The organism is Pseudomonas sp. AP42 (assembly GCF_001728935.1).
In the GTDB taxonomy this organism is placed as follows: Bacteria; Pseudomonadota; Gammaproteobacteria; order Pseudomonadales; family Pseudomonadaceae; genus Aquipseudomonas; species Aquipseudomonas lactis.
In genome coordinates, this window is the sequence record NZ_LYSO01000110.1 from 1 (window position 1) to 20,505 (window position 20,505).

The window sequence follows — 20,505 nt, forward strand, 5'->3', positions numbered from 1 at the left end:
GGTTACCGTTGAGCGCTACAGATACCTATGCTGCGATAACGGTAAGTGCTGACTGTTCGTTTGCTATCGCAGGCAAGCCAGCTCCCACAGGGTTTTGTGGCAGCTGTTAGACGACGAACCTGGCCACCATCCCATTCAAATCCACCGCCAGCCTCGACAGTTCATGGCTGGCCGCGCTGGTCTGGTTGGCGCCTGCCGCCGATTGGGTGGCCAGGTCGCGGATGTTGACCAGGTTGCGGTCCACCTCGCGGGAGACCTGGGCCTGTTCTTCCGATGCGCTGGCAATCACCAGGTTGCGTTCGTTGATCAGGCTGATGGACGCCGTGATCTGCTCCAGTGAGGCGCCGGCTGCGCGCGCCATTTCCAGGGTGGTCTGGCTGCGCTGGTTGCTTTGTTGCATGGACTGCACCGCCTCCCCGGTGCCGTTCTGGATGCCGGCGACCATCTTCTCGATTTCCTGGGTCGACTGCGCGGTGCGATGGGCCAGGGCGCGCACTTCATCGGCGACCACCGCAAAGCCACGTCCGGCCTCGCCGGCACGGGCGGCTTCAATCGCTGCGTTAAGCGCCAGCAGGTTGGTTTGCTCGGCAATCGCGCGGATCACATCCAGTACCTTGCCGATATCCCGGCCCTGGGCGGCCAGGCCCTCGATCATCGCGGAGGTGTTCTGCACGTCCTGGGTCATGGTCTGGATCGCACCGACGGTTTCCATCACCCGATCACGGCCTTCCCGCGCCGCCTGGTTGGACTGCCCGGACGCCTCGGAGGTGGACACCGCGTTACGCGCCACTTCCTCCACTGCCGCCGTCATCTCATTGACAGCCGTGGCGGCCTGGTCGATTTCATTGTTCTGCTGTTGCAGGCCACGGGAGGCCTCTTCGGTGACCGCGCTCAACTCTTCCGCCGCCGAAGCCAGCTGCGTGGCCGAACCGGCGATGTGCTGGATGGTCTGGCGCAGGCTGGCTTGCATGGTCGACAGCGCACTGAGCAACCGCGCCGGTTCGTCCTTGCCATCGTCCTCGATGGTTTTGCTGAGGTTGCCGGCGGCAATGGTTTCGGCCACTTCCACAGCCTTGCGCAGCGGGGTCACGATGCTGCGGGTCAGCAACCAGGCCAGTAGCACGGTGAGCAACGCCGCCACTACAGAGACCGCTACCACACCGGTGATCGCACCCTCGTAGCTTTGCCCGGCGTCTACGTCGGCTTGCTTGGCGTCGGCCGCATTGATGGCGATCAGCTTGTTCAATTGCTCGCCCATCTGGTCGGTGCCGTCCTTGATGCGGCTGTTGATCAGTGCGCGCATCTCGTCGACCTTGCCTTGTTTGGACAATGCCACCATCTCGGCCTGGGCTTTGAGGTAGTTGTCCAGGGTGACGCCAAAGGCCTTGTACAACGCAGCCTCCTCCGCGCCCGCAGGCAGCGTGGCGTAGGCGGCCTGGGCGGTCTTGACCTTGTCAGCCAGCACGCCAATGCGTGTCTCGGCTTCCTGCAAGGCGGCAGGCTCGCGGTTGACCAGCACGCGAAACGACAGAATGCGCATGCGCAGCACGTTTTCGGTGATGGTGCCCAGGTGAGTCATGCTGGGCAGTTGGTTGGCGCTCATGTCCTGGGAGGATTGGCGCATTTGCGTCATACGGTTGACCGCAAACACGCCCAGCAGCACCACCAGAACCGCAATGAAGGCAAAACCGATAAACGCGCGAGGGGCAATATTCAGGTGACGGAGGGACATAGGGCTGCTCTCAGAAGTAGTGTTTGCGTGCATCCTTGCCGCGAAACGATCCGTCAGCGTCAACGCGCTGCCCAGACCTTGGTCACCACTGTTGTCGTTGTAGTGTGGGCCTATGCTTGATATCGGCTGGGCCACGGCTTTGGCACAGGGTATTTATAAATATTTTTTTACACTTCAGGCGCCTTGCACTTTCTGGCATCCTGCGCCTCCATTTTCTGACCCGAGCCATCATTTTGTCTGACGCTCAAGCCCCCCGCCCGCGCTATAAATCCGACCTCATGTACGGCCTCGAAGACCGCCCGCACTTCACCGCCGCGATTTTTGCCGCGTTGCAGCATGTGTTAGCGAGTTTTGTCGGCATCATCACGCCCACCCTGATCGTCGGCGGCGTACTGGGGCTGGAAAGCGAAGTGCCGTACCTGGTGAGCATGGCGCTGTTCGTGTCGGGGCTTGGCACCTTTGTGCAGGCGCGCACCTTCGGGCCGGTGGGTTCGGGGCTGTTATGCCTGCAAGGCACCAGCTTTTCGTTTATCAGCGTGATTTTGAGCGCCGGGTTCATGGTCAAGGCCCGGGGCGGCGGCACCGATGAGATCCTCTCGACGATCTTTGGCATCTGCTTTTTCGCGGCGTTTATCGAAGTGGTGCTCAGCCAGTTCATCGGCAAGCTGCGCAAACTGATCACCCCGGTGGTCACCGGCACCATCATCACCTTGATGGGCTTGTCGCTGATCAAGGTGGCGGTCACCGACATGGCTGGCGGCTATGGCGCCAGCGACCTGGGCGCGGCGGGCAACATGGGCCTGGCGGCGTTGGTGCTGCTGACCATCGTGGTGCTCAACCGCTTCAACAACCCGTTCCTGCGCCTGGGTTCGATCGTGATCGGCCTGACCCTGGGCTTTGTAGTCGCGTGGCTGCTGGGCCGCGTCGACATGGCCGCCCTGCCTCAGGTGCCGCTGATCAGCGTGCCCGTGCCGTTCAAGTACGGTTTCTCGTTCGACTGGGTGGCGTTTATCCCGGTGGCGGTAATCTTCCTGATTTCGCCCCTGGAAGCAGCCGGCGACCTGACCGCCAACTCGATGATTTCCCAGCAACCGGTCAAGGGCCCGCTGTATATCAAGCGTATCAAGTCCGGCCTGCTAGCCGACGGCCTCAACTCCGCAATGGCCGCCACCTTCAACAGCCTGCCGATGGTGACCTTCGCCCAGAACAACGGCGTGATCCAATTGACCGGCGTGGCCAGCCGCTACGTGGCCTACTTCATTGCCGGCCTGCTGGTGCTGCTGGGGCTGTTCCCGATGATCGGCGCAGTGTTGCAACTGATGCCCAAGCCGGTACTGGGCGGCGCAACCCTGATCATGTTCGGCACCGTGGCCGTGGCCGGCATCAAGATCCTCGCCGAAGCGGGCCTGCATCGGCGCAATGTGCTGATCGTGGCGATTTCCCTAGGCATGGGCCTGGGCGTCGCCGCCGTGCCGCAAGTGCTGCGCGAGCTGCCCAAGGCGCTGCACAACATCTTCGAATCGCCGATCACCGTGGGCGCATTCTGTGCAATCTTGCTGAACATTTTCCTGCCCGAAGAGTTCATAGAGCTGGAAGAAGATGAATTCGAGCCGGAGTCCTCTACCCTCAAGGTCATGCAAGACCCGGACGTCACCCCAAAGTAGGAGCATTTCTCTATGCGCAAGCTCATGGTTCTATCGCTGTTGCTGCTGACCTTGAGCGCCTGCGCACTGTTCCCCAACCGTGACCCGGTGAACATCAATGTAGTGGGTATCGAGCCGCTGCAAAGCCAGGACCTGGAAGTACGCTTTGCCGTGAAGCTGCGGGTGCAGAACCCCAATGAAGCGGCAATCGACTACAACGGCGTGGCCCTGGACCTGGAGGTCAATGGCCGTCCACTCGCTTCTGGCGTCAGCGATCAGGCTGGCAGCATCCCCCGTTTCTCCGAGACCGTGTTGATGGTGCCAGTCAGCGTTTCAGCGTTTTCGGTGTTGCGCCAGACCCTGGGCCTGAGCCAGACCCAAAGCCTGAACAACCTGCCCTACGTGCTGCGCGGCAAACTGGCGGGTGGCCTGTTTGGCACCATGCGTTTTGTAGAACGTGGCACCTTGGACCTGCCTAACACCGCCACTTGGTAAGTGGCTGAAAACCAAATCCCCCGAACACTCAAGATCAAATGTGGGAGCTGGCTTGCCTGCGATGGCCATAGGTATCTCTAGGTTGCAGCAGCCAACGCTAACCACGATGCGAAGCGAGCCGCTCTTGATCTTGATCTGCTTTTGATCTCAGGCGCCCCGTCAAACCACGCTGGCCGGAATTCGACAGGGATTTGGGGGGTAAACCGGCAGGGATGCCGGTTTAGCCGCCCCGCGCCATGGATGGCGCGTGGCGGCGGCCTCCCAAATCACTGGCGGATTACGGGCACACCGAGCCTAGGCGAGGTGCCGAGTGGTGGGGCAAGAGCGTTTTGCTTACTTTTGGGCTCTTTTCAAAAGTGAGCCGCTGTCAGAGCGGAACCCTAGGTGGCCGTTACCGCAGGAATGGATATGTACACGGTATTACGGTGTCGACTGTGAGGCCGTCTTCGCAGGCAAGCCAGCTCCCACAGTTGGATTGTGGGGTGTCAGGTAGATAGGCGTCGCCTGGCAGGCCACAGGTTGATTGCGTTCAGTCAGTGATATAGCGAACGCCTGGCTTGGCGCGCTCGTCCACCACCAATTCAAAAATATCCGGCCGGGCGTAATGCCCCACTACGTCATAGTCGTACCGTGCCCGCACCAGATCATCGGTATTGATCTGCGCCGTCAACAACCCCGCCTCGCCCACCAACGGCCCCGCCAAAATATCGCCCATGGGCCCGACAATCACGCTGCCACCGGCAATCAACGGACGGTCCGCCGGCCAGTTGGCAACCTCCACACCCAGAGCTTCGGGCGATGCCTGCACCTGGCAGGCGCTGACCACAAAGCAACGCCCTTCATGGGCGATATGGCGCATGCTCACCTGCCACATCTCGCGCTCGTCCACGGTGGGCGCACACCACACCTGAACGCCCTTGGCGTACATCGCGGTGCGCAGCAACGGCATCATGTTTTCCCAGCACACCGCGCCGCCGATACGCCCCACCGCGGTATCGATCACCGGCAGTGTGGAGCCGTCGCCCTTGCCCCAGATCAGCCGCTCGGTGCCGGTCGGCATCAGTTTGCGGTGCTTGGCCACCAGGCCGCCCGAGGGTTCGAAATACAACACAGTGCAATACAGCGTGCTGCCACTGCGTTCGATCACGCCCAGCACCAGGCTGGCACCGGTACGCGCCGACAACCCGGCCAGCGCCTCGGTCTCGGCACCCGGCACGTCGATGGCATTGGCAAAATACCGCGCAAAGGCTTCCCGGCCTTCGGGCAGGCGATAACCCAATTGGGTGCCAAAGCTTTCGCCCTTGGGATAGCCACCCAGCAACGCCTCGGGCATGACCACCAAGTGCGCGCCACTGCGCTGGATTTGCTCCTCATAGGCCAGAATCTGCGCCAGGGTGTCAGCCTTGCCGCCAGGCAAGGCGCCGATTTGCAGGGCTGCGACAGTCGATACAGGCATCAGGCTCACTCCGATAGATAAGGGTTGCCCATTCTCCGGCCAGACTCGATCATGAATAAAGCCCACCTCAGTGCTAAATGATATGAGCCAGATGAATATCGCCCAGGTTGACCTGAACCTGCTCAAAACCTTCGAAGCCCTGCACGACGAATCCAGTGCCAGCCGTGCGGCGCTGCGCCTGGGCGTGACGCAGTCGGCGATCAGCGCCGGCTTGCGGCGCTTGCGTGAGCTGTACGGCGACCCTTTGTTCGTGCGTACCGGCCGCGGCCTGGCGCCGACGTTGCGGGCCAACCAGTTGAAACCGGTGATCAGTGAGGCATTGGATCGCTGCCGCCAGAGCCTGGCGATGATCAGCCCGCAAAACCTGCACTACGAGGGGCGCTCGGTGGTGCTGGGGCTGTCGGATGACTTCGAGATTGCCTATGGCCGAAGCCTGATGGAGGCCATCGCAGTGCGCCTGCCCAAGCTACGGGTGATCTTTCGCCAGACCTACAGCCAGATTGTCGCCGCCGCCCTGCTCGAGCGCACGCTGGACTTGGCCATTACCGCCGGCGGTTTTACCGAGCGCAGGTTGAGCCGACAGGTGCTGGGGGAAGGTGACTACCGTTGCCTGGTAGACCCCCATAGCCTGGCGCCGGGCCAGGAGGCCATCGACCTGCAGGGGTTTGTCACACGCGAGCATGTACTGGTGTCGTCAGGCGGGTTTATCGGCATTACCGATGAAGGCTTGGCGGCGCACGGGCTGCGCCGCCACGTGTGCGCGTCCACCAGCCACTTTGCCGCGCTGCCGTATCTGCTCAAAGGCAGCACCGCAGTGGCAACCATTCCCGGGCATGCGGCCCACGCCATTGCGCAAATGACCGGCTTACGCGTGCTGCCCTGCCCGCTGGCACTACCGCATTACCCGGTGGAGTTGGGCTGGCGTACCCAGGCTCAGTTGGACCCGCTGTTGCTCAGGGTGCGCGAAGCGATTGAGGCGTGCTTTACTTCGCCGCCGCCATCAGCTTGTTGACTTCACTGCGCACCATGTTGGAAAACTCCGGCGGCGACATGCCGTCGAGTTCGGCACGCACCCATTCGGCCCATTTGCCCTTGCGCTTGGCGCGCTCACCGAACAAGCGCGCGGCTTCGCCCTTGGCCTTGCCCAGGTTGGTTTGCCACAGGTCGTAGAGGCGCGACTTTTCATCTTCCAGCTCGGCGCGTTCGGCGAGGGTCTTGTTGGCGAGATTGAAGCTCATGTTGAATTACCTGCTGCACAAATAGGTGACATCTTACACTGTAGGCCCAACGTTCCCGATCGGGATTTTGCCTCGGATGAGCGCGAGGGGAAAAAAACTGCAACTTTTGCCCCCCCCCGATACTCCATTGTTCACTGCCACATCCACCTGCAAGGAGTCACTCAATGGCCCGCAAAACCGCCGCCCAAGCTGTCGAAGATCAAATCAAGGACCAAGCGTTCAGCGAACTGAGCGCGTTGATCGAAGAATCGGACAAACTGCTCAAAAGCAGCGCATCCCTGGTGGGCGAGGAAGGTGAAACCCTGCGCGAGCAGGTCGCCATCAAACTCAAGCAAGCCCTGGAATCGGTGTCCAACGTGCGCGAACGCAGCAAGCCGGTCGTGGATGCCACCGAAACCTATATCGGTGGGCACCCATGGCAGACCGTGGCCATTTCCGCAGGCTTTGGCCTGGTGGTCGGCCTGTTGCTGGGTCGCCGTAACTGATGCATCCAGGCTGCGCACCCGCGCAGCCTGTTTCACCCCGCTGCCAACGCCCTCAACTCGCGCAACGCCTGCGCATCCAGCTCTACTCCGCTTTCCTGCGACTTCGCCCGCGTACGATGGCGTCGATCCCCCGGCAAGCGCCGCAGCCCCGCCGCATGCATCTGCCGCACCAGCTCCTGGCTGCGCTGGGCGAAGCTTTGCCCTGCGGTTTTACTGGGGTCGATCACGATCAACAGTTGGCCCGTCCAGGGCGTGCGCGCGCCAGGGTGGTCCGTCCAATCGAATTCGAACGAGAAGTTGCCGCCCGTCAGCGCGGCCGCCAGCAACTCCACCATCATCGACAGTGCCGAGCCCTTGTGCCCGCCAAACGGCAACAGTGCGCCGCCTTCCAGAATAGCTTTAGGGTCCTGGGTCGGCTGCCCCAGGCTATCGACGCCCATGCCTGCCGGCAGGCGCTCGCCTTTGCGTGCGGCGATCTGCACATCGCCATGGGCGATGGCGCTGGTGGCCAGGTCGAACACAATCGGCGCGCCGTCGGCCCGTGGCGCCGCGAACGCGATGGGGTTGGTGCCGAACAATGGGCGATCCGCGCCGTGGGGCACCACACAGGTCATGCTGTTGACCACACTGAGTGCCACCAGCCCCTCCTCGGCAAACGGCTCGACGTCCGGCCACAGGGCCGCAAAGTGATGGGAGTTATGGATGGCCAGCAACGCGATGCCGGCGCTGCGAGCCTTCTCCACCAGCAGCGGGCGCGCCGCCGCCAGGGCCGGTTGAGCAAAACCGTTGCCGGCGTCGACGCTCACACAGCCTGAGGCCACATCGGTCACGCTGGGGACGGCCGTGCCGTTGACCCAGCCACTGGCCAGCGTCGACAGGTAACCGGGGATGCGAAAAATACCGTGGCTATGGGCACCGTCACGCTCGGCGCTGGCGCAGTTGTGCGCAAGAATCGCAGCAACCTGCGGCGACGTGCCGTGCCTGACGAAGACCTGTTGAAGCAACTCCACCAGTTCGGCGAAGCGGATCGAGGCGCAAGCAGGGGCAACTGTCGGGGACTGCGCAGACATTTGAAGCTCCGTTTTTATGATTGGAAGGGGCAACGAATGGAACATCCAGACCCTCGATTAAACACCACGCACGCTCTGCGCTGTCAACGTGCGCAACGCTGATTATTTACCGCCTTGCGTCACGGGCGCTTGCCTACCCTGTGCTTTTCCTGGCACGCCGGAGACAGGCTGTGATCCGTTTAACGCCCCCGTATTTTTTCGCCGAGTTTCTCAAACCCCAAGGCAAAGCCTCGCCCACCGCCCGTGAACGCACGCTGGGGCTCACCGCCAAAGACCGTGAATGGCTGTACAACCTCTACCTGGCCACCGACGAATCTCGGCAGGACACACGCCGGCATGATCACCCCATGCGCGTTGAAAAGGTGCTGATCAATATTTCCGGTAAGCCCCCCATCCCCCTTGCCGGCGCGTTCGCGATCAGCCCGACACCCGACGACGCCAAGGCGTTGCTCTACACCCCGGATAACGGCATCCAGGTCTATGACAGCCATGCTGAACTGCTGAGCGAATTGACCGAGCAATTGGAAAACCCACTGCAGAGCGCCCCTTTGCTCAACTACCTGTCGACGGATCAACGCAACTCGCTGGGCGCTGACACGCCCATGGTGCTGACCACTCAGATCATCGAAGGTGACGTGATGCCAGAGCAAGGGCGCATGCTGCAGGCCTGCCAGTTGGACAATGTCAAAGCCATGCTCGGCCACCTGCAAAAAACCCCGACCTTGCCTGACATGCTCGATACGCTGCTGAGCATCATGGGCCGCCAGCAGTTCAAACATCTGGACCTACGGGACACACGGGTCAATGTCTTTACCCGCGAGGCTGAGCAGGCAACGCCACGCTGGGTCAACGTGCTGACCTTGAGCGAAGCGCTGCTGCAATTTTATGTGCGCCATGGGTGGCCCGAAGGGCAAACCCGCGAATACGCGAACCCAAAACATGACACCACTGACCTGACCACCGCCGAACGGGAAGAAGATCGCCAACGCTGGGAAGCCTTGATCGAACAGAGCTCAAGCATTTTTTCGAAGCTCTTGGAAAGCCTGCTGCAGACCTACTGGAATGAAGATATCGACAGCGGCACCTCCCGCGTGGATTTTTTTGCCCAGGTCATGGCGCAGAAGTTTCGCCTCGATGTGCTGCTCAAACGCCAGAGCGACATTATCAGCGCCGATGAAAGTGACGCACTTCAGGCTCTGTTCCTCAGCGACCAAAGTGCCCGCAGTGCCCATGCCGAAAACCTCGATGTGCAAAAGGTGCGCCTTTATGCGCCCCATCAACACTACGTTGAGCCGGCGAGCACCTTGATGATCACCCAGCGCCACGCGTACCTCTACACCCAATCACGGGGGTTACAGGTGCTGGAAAACCTCGATGACCTCAAAGACCGGTTGTTGAGCATGCTTAAGGCCCAAGGTTACGAGGACGAATGGCTCAACGCGCTCTCACTGGATGAGCGCGACACGCTGCTCGGCCTGGACCCGATCGCTATCGCGGCAAGGCCGATTCCCGGCAATGTGTTTGTAACCCTGGTGCAAGACATTGTGCGCAAGCAAACGGACAACCTTAACCATGCCCTGGCAATCTACCGACGCAGCGATGGCCAAGTGGACCTGGCGGCCCTGCTCGACAGCGCCCTGGACGTGCGTGCCCTGCTGGACAGTCAACTGGCCACGCTGGAGACCGCCGGGCGCTGGACCTTGCATCCGGTCACCCGCGGCGATGGCCGCCCTTCGACGGTCAAGGCCGAGCGTGCCCGGCTCCAGCTCCAGAGCCTGCAGGCGGTGGAGCACGCACTGGCGCTGGAGCGCGCGAGCCATCCGACGTTACGCAGCACCATCGCTGATACGCTCAACGCCGAACTGAAACTGCAGCAACAGGCCGTCAAGGCCAGCGAGGTGTATATCAACACCTACGCCACCCGTGCCCAGGAGCGTGAGGAACGCACGCCAGTGCAGTCATTGAGCATGCTTGAACACTTCATTGAACGCCTGGCCCAAGAGGCGCCCGCAGTGCCCTTTTCATCCCGGACGAAGTTTTATACCAAGGGCGAAGGCAATGTCTTTATGCAGTTGTCGAGCATGACGCTCAAAACGTTCAATACCATCATCGAGCGCGTCCTGCTGCTGTTCTCCAAGCACGCCATACGCCAGCAACCCCATGATTTTCTCGTCAAGACTCTCGCCAAACACGCCCACTCGATGCTGGTGGGGTTACGCAGCGAAGCCGAGCTGAGGTGGCTGGATAAAACCCTGGCCCCCGCCAGCAAGGCCATTGTCGACACGCTACTTCAGCCCGAGAGTCTGTCGCGCTTGACCCGCCATGGCCTTAACGGGTTTTTGCCGGATGCCTATGGCTTGACGCTGGACTTGAACGCCGTCGATACGCCACAACCGCTGGCCAATATTTTTGTCATCACTGAGCGCGGCGGTCTCGACCCGCAGCGCTCGGGCCAGGCGCTGCTCTGGACCCCGCGCCTGGGCTACGAAGTCTTTGCCTCGGTCAGCGCCTTGCGCGATGAAATCACCCAACGCCTGGCGCACCCGCTCAACAGCTTGAGCCTGCTGGAGAACCTGCCGTTCTGCTTGCGCGAGCCCCATCAGGCCTTTCGCCAGGGGCCGCTGCAACGTATCGATCAGGACCTTTTGAATGACCGAGTAAACAGCTACAACGACGCGGTCATGGCGGGCGTTGATCACTTGCTATCCATGGGCCTTGGGGCCCGCGCCTTGCAAGACCGGTTGGACGCCGTCATCGAGCAGCCGCCGCCCACCAACCTTGGCAGGGCGATCACGCTGGCCGATGCCATGGTCAACCAGCAGGCACTGCCGGTGTGGCTCGGCATGGCGCCGCCTCAGGAGCAAATCCACCAGGCCGAGCTTCTGGAGCAGTACTGCAACAACGCCGGCGAGGAACACGACTACCTGCATGACATCCAACCCATCCGCGCGTATGCCTTAACCACGCTGACGGCGCTGCTTGAGGCGCGCTTTCCCGGCAAGGGGCTCAACCCCGATGACATCCTGATCCCCACCCATGCGGTGCTCGATGTGAATGTCGACAACCTGACCGACTTTGCCTTGCGGCACTGGCCAAACCTGACGGCGCAACACATCCGCCCGCGCTCACGCACCGCCAAGCCATTACCAAAAGCCCTGGATGCCAGTGCGGTGATACAAATGGTGCGACAGCTGGACCTCAAAAGTGCTTATCAACAACGGGTGCGAAGCCAGCTTGAAACAAAAACCGACGATGCGCGCCAACGCAGACGCCTGTTTTGCCGCCAATTGCCTTGGCAAGCGTTGCAATGCGCCCACGAACACAGCTTGCAGGAACGCCTTTCCACCCAGGCGTTGAGCCTGGTGCAACAGATTTTCGATATGCCGGACGCCGTGGCCCGCGCCTCACTCAGTGGCGCCACGGCGATGATTCGACCGTTGGAACTGATCGCCACCGAAGGCGCCAGTACCGCCAAAGTGCTGGGCGTGTACCTGATCGGCCCGCAGAGCCCCGGCGATGGACCATGGGTGCTTTACGCGCCGTACAGCGAACAACATGTGTTCAAGGAATATACGGATGAAACGGCCCTGCTCGATGAGATACAAAGGCCGGGCGTACTGCAGGACTGGGTGCTTATGCACTTGGAAGATCCGCACCAGGCCACTTACCGCCACTTGCTCAAAGACAGTCGCCATCGCCCCTCCGATATCCGCCTGGCCGCATCGCCAGTGGCGGGCAATGTGCTGCATTACCTGTTCAGTGAAAATACATTGATGTTGCTCAAGGTGCTGGGCAGCCAATTCGAAGAAGGCGCCAAAACCTTGTGGGACCATGCGACCCGCTTGTTCGGCAAGGAAATCCCCACGGCGGTACAGTTCATGGCCGGCAAACTCGCCTACCCGCTGGTGGTATGGCGCAGCTACACCTTGTTCAAGCGCTCGGCCGAAGCCTTGCAACTGCACCAGTGGAAGGCTGCGCTCAAGGATTTCATCAGGGGCGTGGCGCAGATGGCCGCCCTGCGCAGTGCGCTGGACGGCACCGCCCTTGCACCGCCCACCGAAAAGGAGCGCTCGCTGGCCGAGCTGACAGACACGTCACTGCCCGCCGCCGCCACCCTCGACACCTGGCATATCACCAGCCCTTCGCGCACCCGGCTGCAGCCGTTCGAGGCACAGGATGTGGCATTGCAAGACCTGAAAAAAACCACGCTCAGCCAGGTGTATGAAGACCGCAAAGCCTCGAAATACTACGTGCCGCTGGCCGGCAAGGTGTATAGCGTCAAGAAAGCTGCACAACGCTGGCGCCTCGCCAACGACGAGCAGGTGGGGCCGTACATCGGTCGCAATACGCAGGGCATATGGGTACTGGAGCTGGGCGACCAAGAGCCGCGCTTCGGCAGGGCTCAGTCATACCTCAAGACATGGCGAAACGAAGCACGGGATATCAATATTGAAGCGGTGGGCATCCGCGATATCGGTGCGTTGACCTACTGGAAAGCCCAAGCCATCACCGAAGCGCTGAACTTTGCGACTTATTACGCGCTGAACTGCCGCCGCAACGTCGCGCAATTCGCCACACAACGCGACCCGAACAGCCGGGTTGGGCGCTTTTTGGGAGAAATGTTCGGTGTCGTCACCCTGACTCCGGACCAGGTTTCGAAAGTCACCAAAATAATCGACGAGATACTCAATGAGCTCACCGACCCCAGCTTGACCGGTCCAAATTCCATGCGTTTTGTGGTGGGCACCAGCCGACAGGATCCCGCATCGGATTATGCGTTCATGATTCCCGCCGACAGAGAGCGAAAACTGTATCTGCTGAGCCGCTTCTTCGACCCCAATCTGGACGTTTATCAGAACCGCTTGCTGGAGAATGTGGCCTTCAACATATCGACGCACGCCAGGGCCAGTACGCTGATTCACGAATTGTCGCACTTGAAGCTGGACACCGTAGACATCGCCTACCTGGACAGCATGCGGCCCTTCCCGGACTTGATCAATATCCAAAGGCCCGGCGCCGAAGTGCTTAAAACCACCCTGGAAGATCTGCGCAGCACGGCGTTATCGACGATGACGCCTGCAACCATGCTGTTCAAGACTCAAGACAGTCTCACCGAGCTGTGGGAGGATTTCCAGCCAGGCTCGGCAATTGAAAAGAAAATTTTCAAGGCGACGGGCGCCAAGACCTTGCAGGACGCAAGGGTCATCTTCATGTCGGTACCTGACAAACGCATTGACACCATCCTGGCCAATGCAGACTCAGTGACGTACCTGATCACCCACCTTGGGCGCTACCTGGAGCCGGGAGCCTGAGCGGCCCCCGGCAGGAACATCAGTCTTTCTGGTCACGCAGCACGTTGCCAGAAGCGCCATCGATGCGGGCTTCATATACGGTGCCATCGGATTTGCGGCCTTTGACTTCCCAATAGCCATTGTCATCGGCTTCAGCGGCGTAGACCTCGATGTAACCGGCCTTGGTTTTCGCCACTTCGATGGCTTTCTCAATGGTGATCCAGCCTGCACCCGGCTTGTCGGCCATGGCAGCGCCTGCGCTCAACAGCGCGGAAGTAGCACACAGGGCGATCAAGGTTTTCTTCAACATTTTCGTACTCCATAGTGGACGACAGGTTAATTCCTGATTTTTTAGGCGCACGCAAACAAGAATAAGTTCCAATTGATGTGCAATCGCCATGATGCGGTTCTCGCCGTCTGCCTTGGGAGGTTAGAATGTGGGAAATCAGGATGAGTTAATGAGCGAAAAGCCCCTTTCAGAAACCGAATATGACGCCATCACCGACGCCGCCGCGCATTGGTGCATGCGTCTGCATGCTGCAGATTGCACGCCGGGCGAACGTCAGGCTTTTACTCAATGGCACGATGCCCATCCGCTGCACGCTTTCGAATATGCGGCCATGCTTGAGATCTGGGACGTGGCCGATCATCTGCCTCGCGAAAAGCCTGACGCGGTGGTGGTGCCCCTCAAGAAGCCGCGCAACCGCCTGCGTACCTACGCGGTAGCCGCAGCGGTGTGCCTGGCGGCATTGCCGCTTGCCGCCTTCACCGGCTGGGAAGCAGGCTGGTTGCCCAGCTCTTATGAACGCTTCGAAGCCGCCAATGGCTTGAAAAAAGTCACCCTTGGCGACGGCAGCCAGGTGGAGTTGAACCTGGGCACCGAGTTGGTCTACAGCCATTACAAGGACCAGCGCCGGGTCACCTTGAAAAAGGGCGAAGCGTTCTTCAAGGTCGCCCACGACCGCGATCACCCATTTATCGTGCGGACCGGCGAAGGCCAGGTGCGAGTGACCGGCACGCAGTTCAATGTCTGGGAATATGAAGACCAGGTGCGGGTGATGTTACTGGAGGGCTCGGTGCAGGTCTCCAGCGACAGCGAACACGCCAGCGTGCCGCTGAGCCCAGGCATGCAAGCCAGTTTCCGTCAGGGTGACGCCACCCCGCTAGTCGCCGCCATTAATCCCGATGACACCGCGCTGGCGTGGCGCCAGGGCAAACTGGTGCTTGACAACCTGACCCTGACGGACGCCCTGCCCCTGATCAACCGCTACCTGAAAAAGCCGGTGATGCTCGCCGACGCCAGTACTGGCGCGATTCGCATCGGCGGTATCTACAACATCAACGAGGTCAACAACCTCGTGCCCTCCCTGCCCAAGGTGTTGCCGGTCTACCTGACCCAAAACCAGGACGGCAACCCTGTACTCAATTCCATTCCGCGTAAAACCCCCAAGGGCTGAGCCCGCTCGCACGAACGGGTACGTTTGGGCCGCAGGTGTCCATTTTTGAAACACCTCCCTCGCCTGCATCGCCCGCCGCGTGCGGATTCATGGTTCTGTCACAGGCAGTGTTACATCGCTGAGACAGCGTGAGGCGAGCATGGGCCTATCTCACGCTTTGCGGACTGTTTCAAACCTGAAACAGGGTTGCCATCACTTTGCCTTGTCTTAATCCCAAGTCCTTGAATAACCACATCTAATAGAAAGCGGCACGCCTTCTGCTCCTTCCCTGATAACGCTGTTTAGGGTCAGCGTGAAGAATAAGGACTGCCGCCGTGAACACATTCACACACGCCTCGTCGATAAACGTACTGCTGATCAGCTGCGTGCTCAGTGCCGGTGTCAGCCTGACAAGCCAGGCGGGTGACGGCGTGATCGTGACCGGGCGCACCGTGCAGGGCCATATGTATGGGCGCACCTCGCTGCCCGACCCCTACCCCAACACCGCCAATGCCAACCCCAGCAAAGAGATCAACAACGCTTTGACCGGCGAACTCAGCGACAGGGATATCGGCGGCATCAGCAGTGGCTCCAGCCTCGCCCGCTCCCTCCAGCCCAACGGCAGCCTGTCGGGCCTGGGCGCCACACAAAACAGCATGTCGACACTCGGCGCTGGCGCAGCGGCCGGCCATGGTGCGGGCAGCGGCAGCAGCATGGGCGGGCAGATCAGCGACTCGATCCAGCGTGGCATGGCGCCGCTCAACAACCTCGGCAGCATGATGGGGGGCAAGTGATGAAGCGCGCCCTGTTGATAGTCGCCCTGCTGGGCAGCGCCACGGCCATGGCCGACAACACTGCCGTGATCAACAACAGCGGCCGGCAGTACGACGGTGTGCTGTCGATCAACCAGGCCGCCGGCAACCAGCAACAAATGTCCAACAGCCGCGCCATCGCGCTGGGTGGCCAGGCCACCAACGTCGACATTCAGCGCGTCGACGGCAAGGTCGACCCGTCCCTGAACGCCAAGGCAGCGATCCAGGGCAACTCATTCAGCAGTGGCAACGGTGTGCTGGGCATCAACCAGGCGGCCGGGGCCAATAACCAATCCATCAACGCTGTGCGGATCAGCCTCAACTCTGGCCCGCAGAGCATTGATGACAGCGTCCTGTTGCAACAGAACACGACGACGCTGGCAACCGACTCAGGGCTCACCCCCACCACTGGCAGCCGCCAGGTCGTGACCAGCGACCAGGCCTTCACCGGCAGCCGAGGAGTGACGCAGGTGACCCAGAGTGCAGGGGTGGGGAACCGAGTGGCTAACACCCTGGGCATCACTATCAAGTAACCGCTTGGTAGACGTTCGTTAGACCGTACCAACACTTAACCAACTAATTAGAAGCAAGGAGAAACACCATGAAACCTCAAATGGCTCTCAAACCAATGGTTTTCGCTCTCGCCGCACTCATGGCTGCTGCTGCTCAAGCGGGTGGTTGGCATCCAGCCCCACAACCCACCGGCACTGTGGCCGCTGTCGTCACTGACGTACAAAAAAGCGAACACAACAAATTCGACGATACCAATACCGAGAACAACGCATCAGCCGACAATTCAGTAAATAGCAACAGCGGTAATGTCGGGGTCAACGCACAATCCGGTTCCGGCAACCAGGCTGACAATGCCGGCGCCATCTCCAGTGCCAAAGGCGACTTCGCCACCGTGTTTGCCGTGATCGATGTGGACCAAGGCAGCTCGCACAACAACTTCGTCAACAAAGGCACGCAAAACAACGCCTCTCTGGACGGCTCCATCAAGGGCAACTCCGGCAACGTGGGTTACAACGGCCAGGCCGGCCAGGGCAACCAGGGTAAAAACAACCTGGCCATCACCACCGCTGACGGCAAAAACATCGCAGCGGCTTCCAACACCGAGCAGAACTCGCTCAACAACAGCTACCTGAACACGGCCGCCAGCAGCCATGGTTATGGCAAGCCTCAGTACGTGTCCAACAACGCAAGCCTCGACAACTCGGTTAACAACAACTCCGGCAACGTAGGCGTGAACCTGCAATCGGGTGCGGGCAACCAAGGCAGCAACAGCCTGTCGATCGGCCAAGGTTGCAGCGTCTGCGCCAGCGGCGTGCGCTTCTGATCCAACGGGGCCTTGGCAACAAGGCCCTTTTTTATTCCAGTGTCCAACAGGTCATTCGATCATGCGTATCGCGACCCTCACCCTCCTGATGTTACTCACCGGCACGAGCTGGGCAGGCACCATGGCAGTCTCCGCCATGCCCGGTGGTGCGGTGATTTTCAAGAAGGTCGAGAGCATTCGCGAGCGCCGGTTCGCCAACCTGGTGGAACAGAAAACCGATTTCAGCTGCGGTGCCGCGGCACTCGCCACCATCCTGCGCCAAGCCTATTGGCTGGACGTCGACGAAGCACACATCATCAAAGGCATGCTGGTCACCGCCGACCAGGACCTGGTACGAACCCAGGGCTTTTCCATGCTGGACATGAAGCGCTACCTCGAAAGCATCGGCATGCGTGCCCGGGGCTACAAGATCGCGCCCGAGACCCTGCTGACCGTGAAAATCCCCGTGGTGGTGCTGCTGGAAATCCGCGGCTACAAGCACTTCGTGGTGTTGCAACGGGCCGACAAGGACTGGGTGTACATCGGCGACCCCGTATTGGGTCACAAGCGCTATTCCCATGACGATTTCGTCAAAGGCTGGAATGGCATTGTCTTCGCCGTACTGGGCGAGGGTTACGACAAGGCCAACGTCTTGCTCGACCCGCCCCTGCCGCTGACCGCCAAGAGCCAGATGAATGAGTTCCGGCCCGTGGGCGATGCCGAGCTGATGGATTTCGGTTTTATCCAGAGCGACTTCTTCTAGAAGCGCAATAAGGGGCAGGACGCCCCAGGAGCAGCAGATGAACACTTCCCGTTGGCTGACGGTCTTGTGTCTGGCCGCCTCAATGCCTGCTTATGCGTCCTCGGGGTTCAAGCCCATCGAACTCAAGGACGCCGAAATGGCCGAGCTGCGTGGCCGTTACGTGATGCCAGGGCGCATCATCAGCTTTGGCATTGTCATGAGCAGCACCTGGACCAATGCCGAAGGTAGCAACATCACCGGCACGGCCAACATGCAGATCGACAAGAGCACCATTACTCCTCAGTTCTATGTGCAAACCACCGGCTCGACCGGTACCGGTACCCCTCCCAACACGGGCACCGGCAATGTGGTCGGGGGTGCCGGCCTCGGCAGCGGCCAGGGCGTGACCCAAAGTGTACGCACCGCCGGCGATGGCAACGCCGCCTACAACAATGTGGGCATCAACGTCGAGAATGGGGTTACCCCCGCCAATAACCTGCAGTCCGGCCAGGTGCTGGTGGCGGGCGGCACAGTGACCGGCGACAGCGCCGCGGGCCGTGTCAGCGTCTCGGCCAACAATGCCGGCGTGCAGATGGCCATCCAGGCCAATCACAACCAGGGCAACAGCCTGCAACAGATCGGCGCGGGGAACGTGCTGCAAGGCACGGTTTTGACCGGTGACAGCAACCTTGTCAGAAACATCACCCAGATCAACGTAGTCATGAACAATAACGGGCTGAACAACGCCGCGTTGAATTGCAACCTGGATCAACTCAAGGGCCTACGCACGCTCGGTTATTGAACTACGCTGACCCTCGACACTTACGCATTAGAAAAGGACGGCTTATTTCATGCATCGATCGTTATCGCTTCGTGCGGTGGTTTGTTTGAGTACGCTCTTGCCCGCATCCGTGCTGTATGCCGCGCCAGACGCTGACATCGAAACCCTGAAGAAGGAACTGCTGGAACTCAAACAACGGTACGACGTGCAGCAAAAAGCCTTGGCCGTGCTGGAGCAACGCGTGCGCCAGGTCGAGGATCAACCGGCAACGCCTGCCCCCAGGCGCCTGGCTAAATCACCTGCCGACTTCAAGAACGGCGCTAACGCTGTCGCGGCCAGCGGTACGGGCGCAGCCGCAGCGTCCGGTGGCGCTGGCGGAGGTGGCAGCTCCTACGGCCAGGCCCTCAAGGACGACTCGGCCCCTGCGCAAAGTGTGAGCAACCTGTACAACGAAGCCAGCGGCTTTTTCGGCAATGGCAAGTTCAGCGTGGAAACCGGCATCACCTATGCCCGTTATGATGCGCGCCAATTGACCCTCAATGGTTTCCTGGCGCTGGACTCGATCTTTCTGGGCAACATCAACCTGGACCGGATCAAGTCCGACAGCTGGACCCTGGACCTCACCGGGCGCTACAACGTCGACAACCGCTGGCAGTTCGACCTGAACGTGCCGGTGGTATACCGCGAGTCCACCTACCAGTCGGGCGGCGCCGGCAACGACGCCACCGCCACCTCCGAAGGCTCCGTGACCCGCGACCCGACCATCGGCGATGTCAACTTTGGCGTGGCTTACAAGTTCCTCGACGAAACCCCGACCTTGCCGGATGCGGTGGTATCCGTGCGCGTCAAGGCACCGACGGGCAAAGAGCCCTTCGGCATCAAACTGGTCAAGCAACCGAACAACGACAACCTCTACGTACCTGAAAGCCTGCCGACGGGCAACGGGGTCTGGTCGGTCACACCGGGCATCTCCCTGGTCAAGACCTTTGATCCGGCCGTGTTGTTCGGTTCGTTGTCGTACACCCACAACTTTGAAGACTCTTTCGATGACATCAGCAGTGAAGTCAATCAGAAGGTGGGAGGCAAGGTGCGCCTGGGCGACAGCTTCCAGTTCGGGGTCGGCGTAGCGTTTGCCTTGAACGAGAAGATGAGTATGTCGTTCTCGGTGTCCGACCTGGTGCAACGCAAGAGCAAGCTCAAGCCGGATGGCGGCGATTGGCAATCGGTGGTGTCCAGCGATGCCAATGCCGGTTACTTCAACGTGGGCATGACGATTGCCGCCTCGGATAACCTGACCATCGTGCCGAACCTGGCGATTGGCATGACCGATGATGCGCCGGACTTTACGTTCAGCCTGAAATTCCCGTATTACTTCTGATTGGTTTGCCTGCTGGCGGTGTGTCAGTTGCTGCATCTGTGACTGCACTACCGCTATCGCAGGCAAGCCAGCTCCCACACTGGTCATGCATTGCCAACAGAATCAGCGCCTGGCACAGATCCCCTGTGGGAGCGGGCTTGCTCGCGAAAGCGGTGTGTCAGTCACTCAAGCTTTAACTGAACCACCGCTTTCGCAGGCAAGCCAGCTCCCACACTGGTCATGCATTGCCAACAGAATCAGCGCCTGGCACCAATCCCCTGTGGGAGCGGGCTTGCCCGCGAAAGCGGTGTGTCAGCCACCGAAGCTTTAGCTGAACCACCGCTTTCGCAGGCAAGCCAGCTCCCACATTAATCATGTATTGCCCACAAAATCAGCGCCTGGCACCAATCCCCTGTGTGCGGGCTTGCCCGCGAAAGCGGTGTGTCAGCCACTGAAGCTTTAGCTGAACCACCGCTTTCGCAGGCAAGCCAGCTCCCACATTAATCATGTATTGCCCACAGAATCAGCGCCTGGCACAGATCCCCTGTGGGAGCTGGCTTGCTCGCGAAAGCGGTGTGTCAGCAACTGAATATTTAACTGAACCACCGCTTTCGCAGGCAAGCCAGCTCCCACATTAATCATGTATTGCCAA

Annotated in this window: 17 protein-coding genes; 12 read left to right on the plus strand and 5 right to left on the minus strand. The window is 60.4% G+C overall.

The features are described 5' to 3' along the window. Nucleotides 1-106 precede the first annotated feature (106 nt). A complete protein-coding gene (locus A7K61_RS25465) occupies nt 107-1,765 on the minus strand; it encodes a methyl-accepting chemotaxis protein (protein ID WP_371914725.1) in 1,659 nt (552 codons plus the stop codon). Nucleotides 1,766-1,965: 200 nt separating this feature from the next. Here A7K61_RS25465 and A7K61_RS25470 point away from each other — a divergent pair, with 200 nt between their 5' ends. Then, entirely contained in the window at nt 1,966-3,396 is a 1,431-nt protein-coding gene (locus tag A7K61_RS25470; RefSeq protein ID WP_047710726.1) for a nucleobase:cation symporter-2 family protein, read from the plus strand. A 12-nt stretch (nt 3,397-3,408) separates the two neighbouring features. Next, nucleotides 3,409-3,870 carry an LEA type 2 family protein gene (locus A7K61_RS25475; RefSeq protein ID WP_003190908.1) on the plus strand — a complete coding sequence of 154 codons (462 nt, stop codon included), beginning with the start codon at nt 3,409-3,411 and terminating at the stop codon, nt 3,868-3,870. A gap of 529 nt (nt 3,871-4,399) precedes the next feature. Here the strand turns inward: A7K61_RS25475 and A7K61_RS25480 are convergent. Then, a complete protein-coding gene (locus A7K61_RS25480; RefSeq protein ID WP_044273475.1) occupies nt 4,400-5,326 on the minus strand; it encodes a carbon-nitrogen hydrolase family protein in 927 nt (308 codons plus the stop codon). Nucleotides 5,327-5,417: 91 nt separating this feature from the next. On the opposite strand from A7K61_RS25480, the gene A7K61_RS25485 reads away from it, so the two are divergent. Further along, nucleotides 5,418-6,338 (plus strand): LysR family transcriptional regulator, encoded by a 921-nt coding sequence (locus tag A7K61_RS25485; protein WP_069558617.1) that lies wholly within the window; start codon nt 5,418-5,420, stop codon nt 6,336-6,338. Here A7K61_RS25485 and A7K61_RS25490 read toward each other — a convergent pair. After that, entirely contained in the window at nt 6,310-6,564 is a 255-nt protein-coding gene (locus A7K61_RS25490; RefSeq protein ID WP_003190904.1) for a hypothetical protein, read from the minus strand. The genes A7K61_RS25485 and A7K61_RS25490 overlap by 29 nt on opposite strands. A gap of 164 nt (nt 6,565-6,728) precedes the next feature. On the opposite strand from A7K61_RS25490, the gene A7K61_RS25495 reads away from it, so the two are divergent. Further along, nucleotides 6,729-7,049, plus strand: coding sequence for a YqjD family protein (locus tag A7K61_RS25495; RefSeq protein ID WP_019817806.1), 321 nt, complete (start codon nt 6,729-6,731; stop codon nt 7,047-7,049). 32 nt (nt 7,050-7,081) lie between these two features. Here the strand turns inward: A7K61_RS25495 and A7K61_RS25500 are convergent, their stop codons facing one another. Further along, the gene (locus A7K61_RS25500; protein WP_044273473.1) at nt 7,082-8,119 is read right to left on the minus strand and encodes an Ldh family oxidoreductase; all 1,038 of its coding nucleotides are present in this window, start codon (nt 8,117-8,119) and stop codon (nt 7,082-7,084) included. Between the two features lie 170 nt (nt 8,120-8,289). Here A7K61_RS25500 and A7K61_RS25505 point away from each other — a divergent pair, with 170 nt between their 5' ends. Continuing rightward, nucleotides 8,290-13,431, plus strand: coding sequence for a dermonecrotic toxin domain-containing protein (locus A7K61_RS25505; RefSeq protein ID WP_069558615.1), 5,142 nt, complete (start codon nt 8,290-8,292; stop codon nt 13,429-13,431). 19 nt (nt 13,432-13,450) lie between these two features. Here A7K61_RS25505 and A7K61_RS25510 read toward each other — a convergent pair whose 3' ends face one another. Continuing rightward, on the minus strand, nt 13,451-13,720 hold the full coding sequence (locus tag A7K61_RS25510) for a PepSY domain-containing protein (protein WP_044273472.1): 270 nt from the start codon (nt 13,718-13,720) through the stop codon (nt 13,451-13,453). Between the two features lie 148 nt (nt 13,721-13,868). Here A7K61_RS25510 and A7K61_RS25515 point away from each other — a divergent pair, with 148 nt between their 5' ends. The 7 genes from A7K61_RS25515 (at nt 13,869) to A7K61_RS25545 (ending at nt 19,874) form a co-directional block, all read left to right on the plus strand. Continuing rightward, entirely contained in the window at nt 13,869-14,867 is a 999-nt protein-coding gene (locus tag A7K61_RS25515) for a FecR family protein (protein ID WP_047710724.1), read from the plus strand. Between the two features lie 314 nt (nt 14,868-15,181). Further along, nucleotides 15,182-15,640, plus strand: coding sequence for a hypothetical protein (locus A7K61_RS25520; RefSeq protein WP_032892084.1), 459 nt, complete (start codon nt 15,182-15,184; stop codon nt 15,638-15,640). Further along, nucleotides 15,640-16,191 carry an adhesin gene (locus tag A7K61_RS25525; RefSeq protein ID WP_069558616.1) on the plus strand — a complete coding sequence of 184 codons (552 nt, stop codon included), beginning with the start codon at nt 15,640-15,642 and terminating at the stop codon, nt 16,189-16,191. Before A7K61_RS25520 ends, A7K61_RS25525 begins: the two co-directional genes overlap by 1 nt. Nucleotides 16,192-16,259: 68 nt before the next feature. After that, nucleotides 16,260-16,994 (plus strand): hypothetical protein, encoded by a 735-nt coding sequence (locus tag A7K61_RS25530; protein ID WP_047710722.1) that lies wholly within the window; start codon nt 16,260-16,262, stop codon nt 16,992-16,994. Between the two features lie 61 nt (nt 16,995-17,055). After that, complete coding sequence (locus A7K61_RS25535) at nt 17,056-17,736, plus strand: C39 family peptidase (protein ID WP_044273466.1); 681 nt, start codon at nt 17,056-17,058, stop codon at nt 17,734-17,736. Between the two features lie 37 nt (nt 17,737-17,773). Then, the gene (locus tag A7K61_RS25540; protein WP_047710721.1) at nt 17,774-18,517 is read left to right on the plus strand and encodes a hypothetical protein; all 744 of its coding nucleotides are present in this window, start codon (nt 17,774-17,776) and stop codon (nt 18,515-18,517) included. 49 nt (nt 18,518-18,566) lie between these two features. Beyond that, nucleotides 18,567-19,874 carry a hypothetical protein gene (locus A7K61_RS25545; RefSeq protein ID WP_003190888.1) on the plus strand — a complete coding sequence of 436 codons (1,308 nt, stop codon included), beginning with the start codon at nt 18,567-18,569 and terminating at the stop codon, nt 19,872-19,874. Nucleotides 19,875-20,505: the final 631 nt, after the last annotated feature.

What these genes read in the sequence shown, in the direction of transcription:
- A7K61_RS25495 (WP_019817806.1), top strand. Translation starts at nt 6,729, where the DNA reads ATGGCCCGCAAAACCGCCGCCCAAGCTGTCGAAGATCAAATCAAGGAC.
- A7K61_RS25490 (WP_003190904.1), bottom strand. Translation starts at nt 6,564, where the DNA reads ATGAGCTTCAATCTCGCCAACAAGACCCTCGCCGAACGCGCCGAGCTG.
- A7K61_RS25475 (WP_003190908.1), top strand. Translation starts at nt 3,409, where the DNA reads ATGCGCAAGCTCATGGTTCTATCGCTGTTGCTGCTGACCTTGAGCGCC.
- A7K61_RS25500 (WP_044273473.1), bottom strand. Translation starts at nt 8,119, where the DNA reads ATGTCTGCGCAGTCCCCGACAGTTGCCCCTGCTTGCGCCTCGATCCGC.
- A7K61_RS25525 (WP_069558616.1), top strand. Translation starts at nt 15,640, where the DNA reads ATGAAGCGCGCCCTGTTGATAGTCGCCCTGCTGGGCAGCGCCACGGCC.
- A7K61_RS25515 (WP_047710724.1), top strand. Translation starts at nt 13,869, where the DNA reads ATGAGCGAAAAGCCCCTTTCAGAAACCGAATATGACGCCATCACCGAC.
- A7K61_RS25535 (WP_044273466.1), top strand. Translation starts at nt 17,056, where the DNA reads ATGCGTATCGCGACCCTCACCCTCCTGATGTTACTCACCGGCACGAGC.
- A7K61_RS25485 (WP_069558617.1), top strand. Translation starts at nt 5,418, where the DNA reads ATGAATATCGCCCAGGTTGACCTGAACCTGCTCAAAACCTTCGAAGCC.
- A7K61_RS25530 (WP_047710722.1), top strand. Translation starts at nt 16,260, where the DNA reads ATGAAACCTCAAATGGCTCTCAAACCAATGGTTTTCGCTCTCGCCGCA.
- A7K61_RS25510 (WP_044273472.1), bottom strand. Translation starts at nt 13,720, where the DNA reads ATGTTGAAGAAAACCTTGATCGCCCTGTGTGCTACTTCCGCGCTGTTG.
- A7K61_RS25465 (WP_371914725.1), bottom strand. Translation starts at nt 1,765, where the DNA reads ATGCACGCAAACACTACTTCTGAGAGCAGCCCTATGTCCCTCCGTCAC.
- A7K61_RS25540 (WP_047710721.1), top strand. Translation starts at nt 17,774, where the DNA reads ATGAACACTTCCCGTTGGCTGACGGTCTTGTGTCTGGCCGCCTCAATG.
- A7K61_RS25480 (WP_044273475.1), bottom strand. Translation starts at nt 5,326, where the DNA reads ATGCCTGTATCGACTGTCGCAGCCCTGCAAATCGGCGCCTTGCCTGGC.
- A7K61_RS25545 (WP_003190888.1), top strand. Translation starts at nt 18,567, where the DNA reads ATGCATCGATCGTTATCGCTTCGTGCGGTGGTTTGTTTGAGTACGCTC.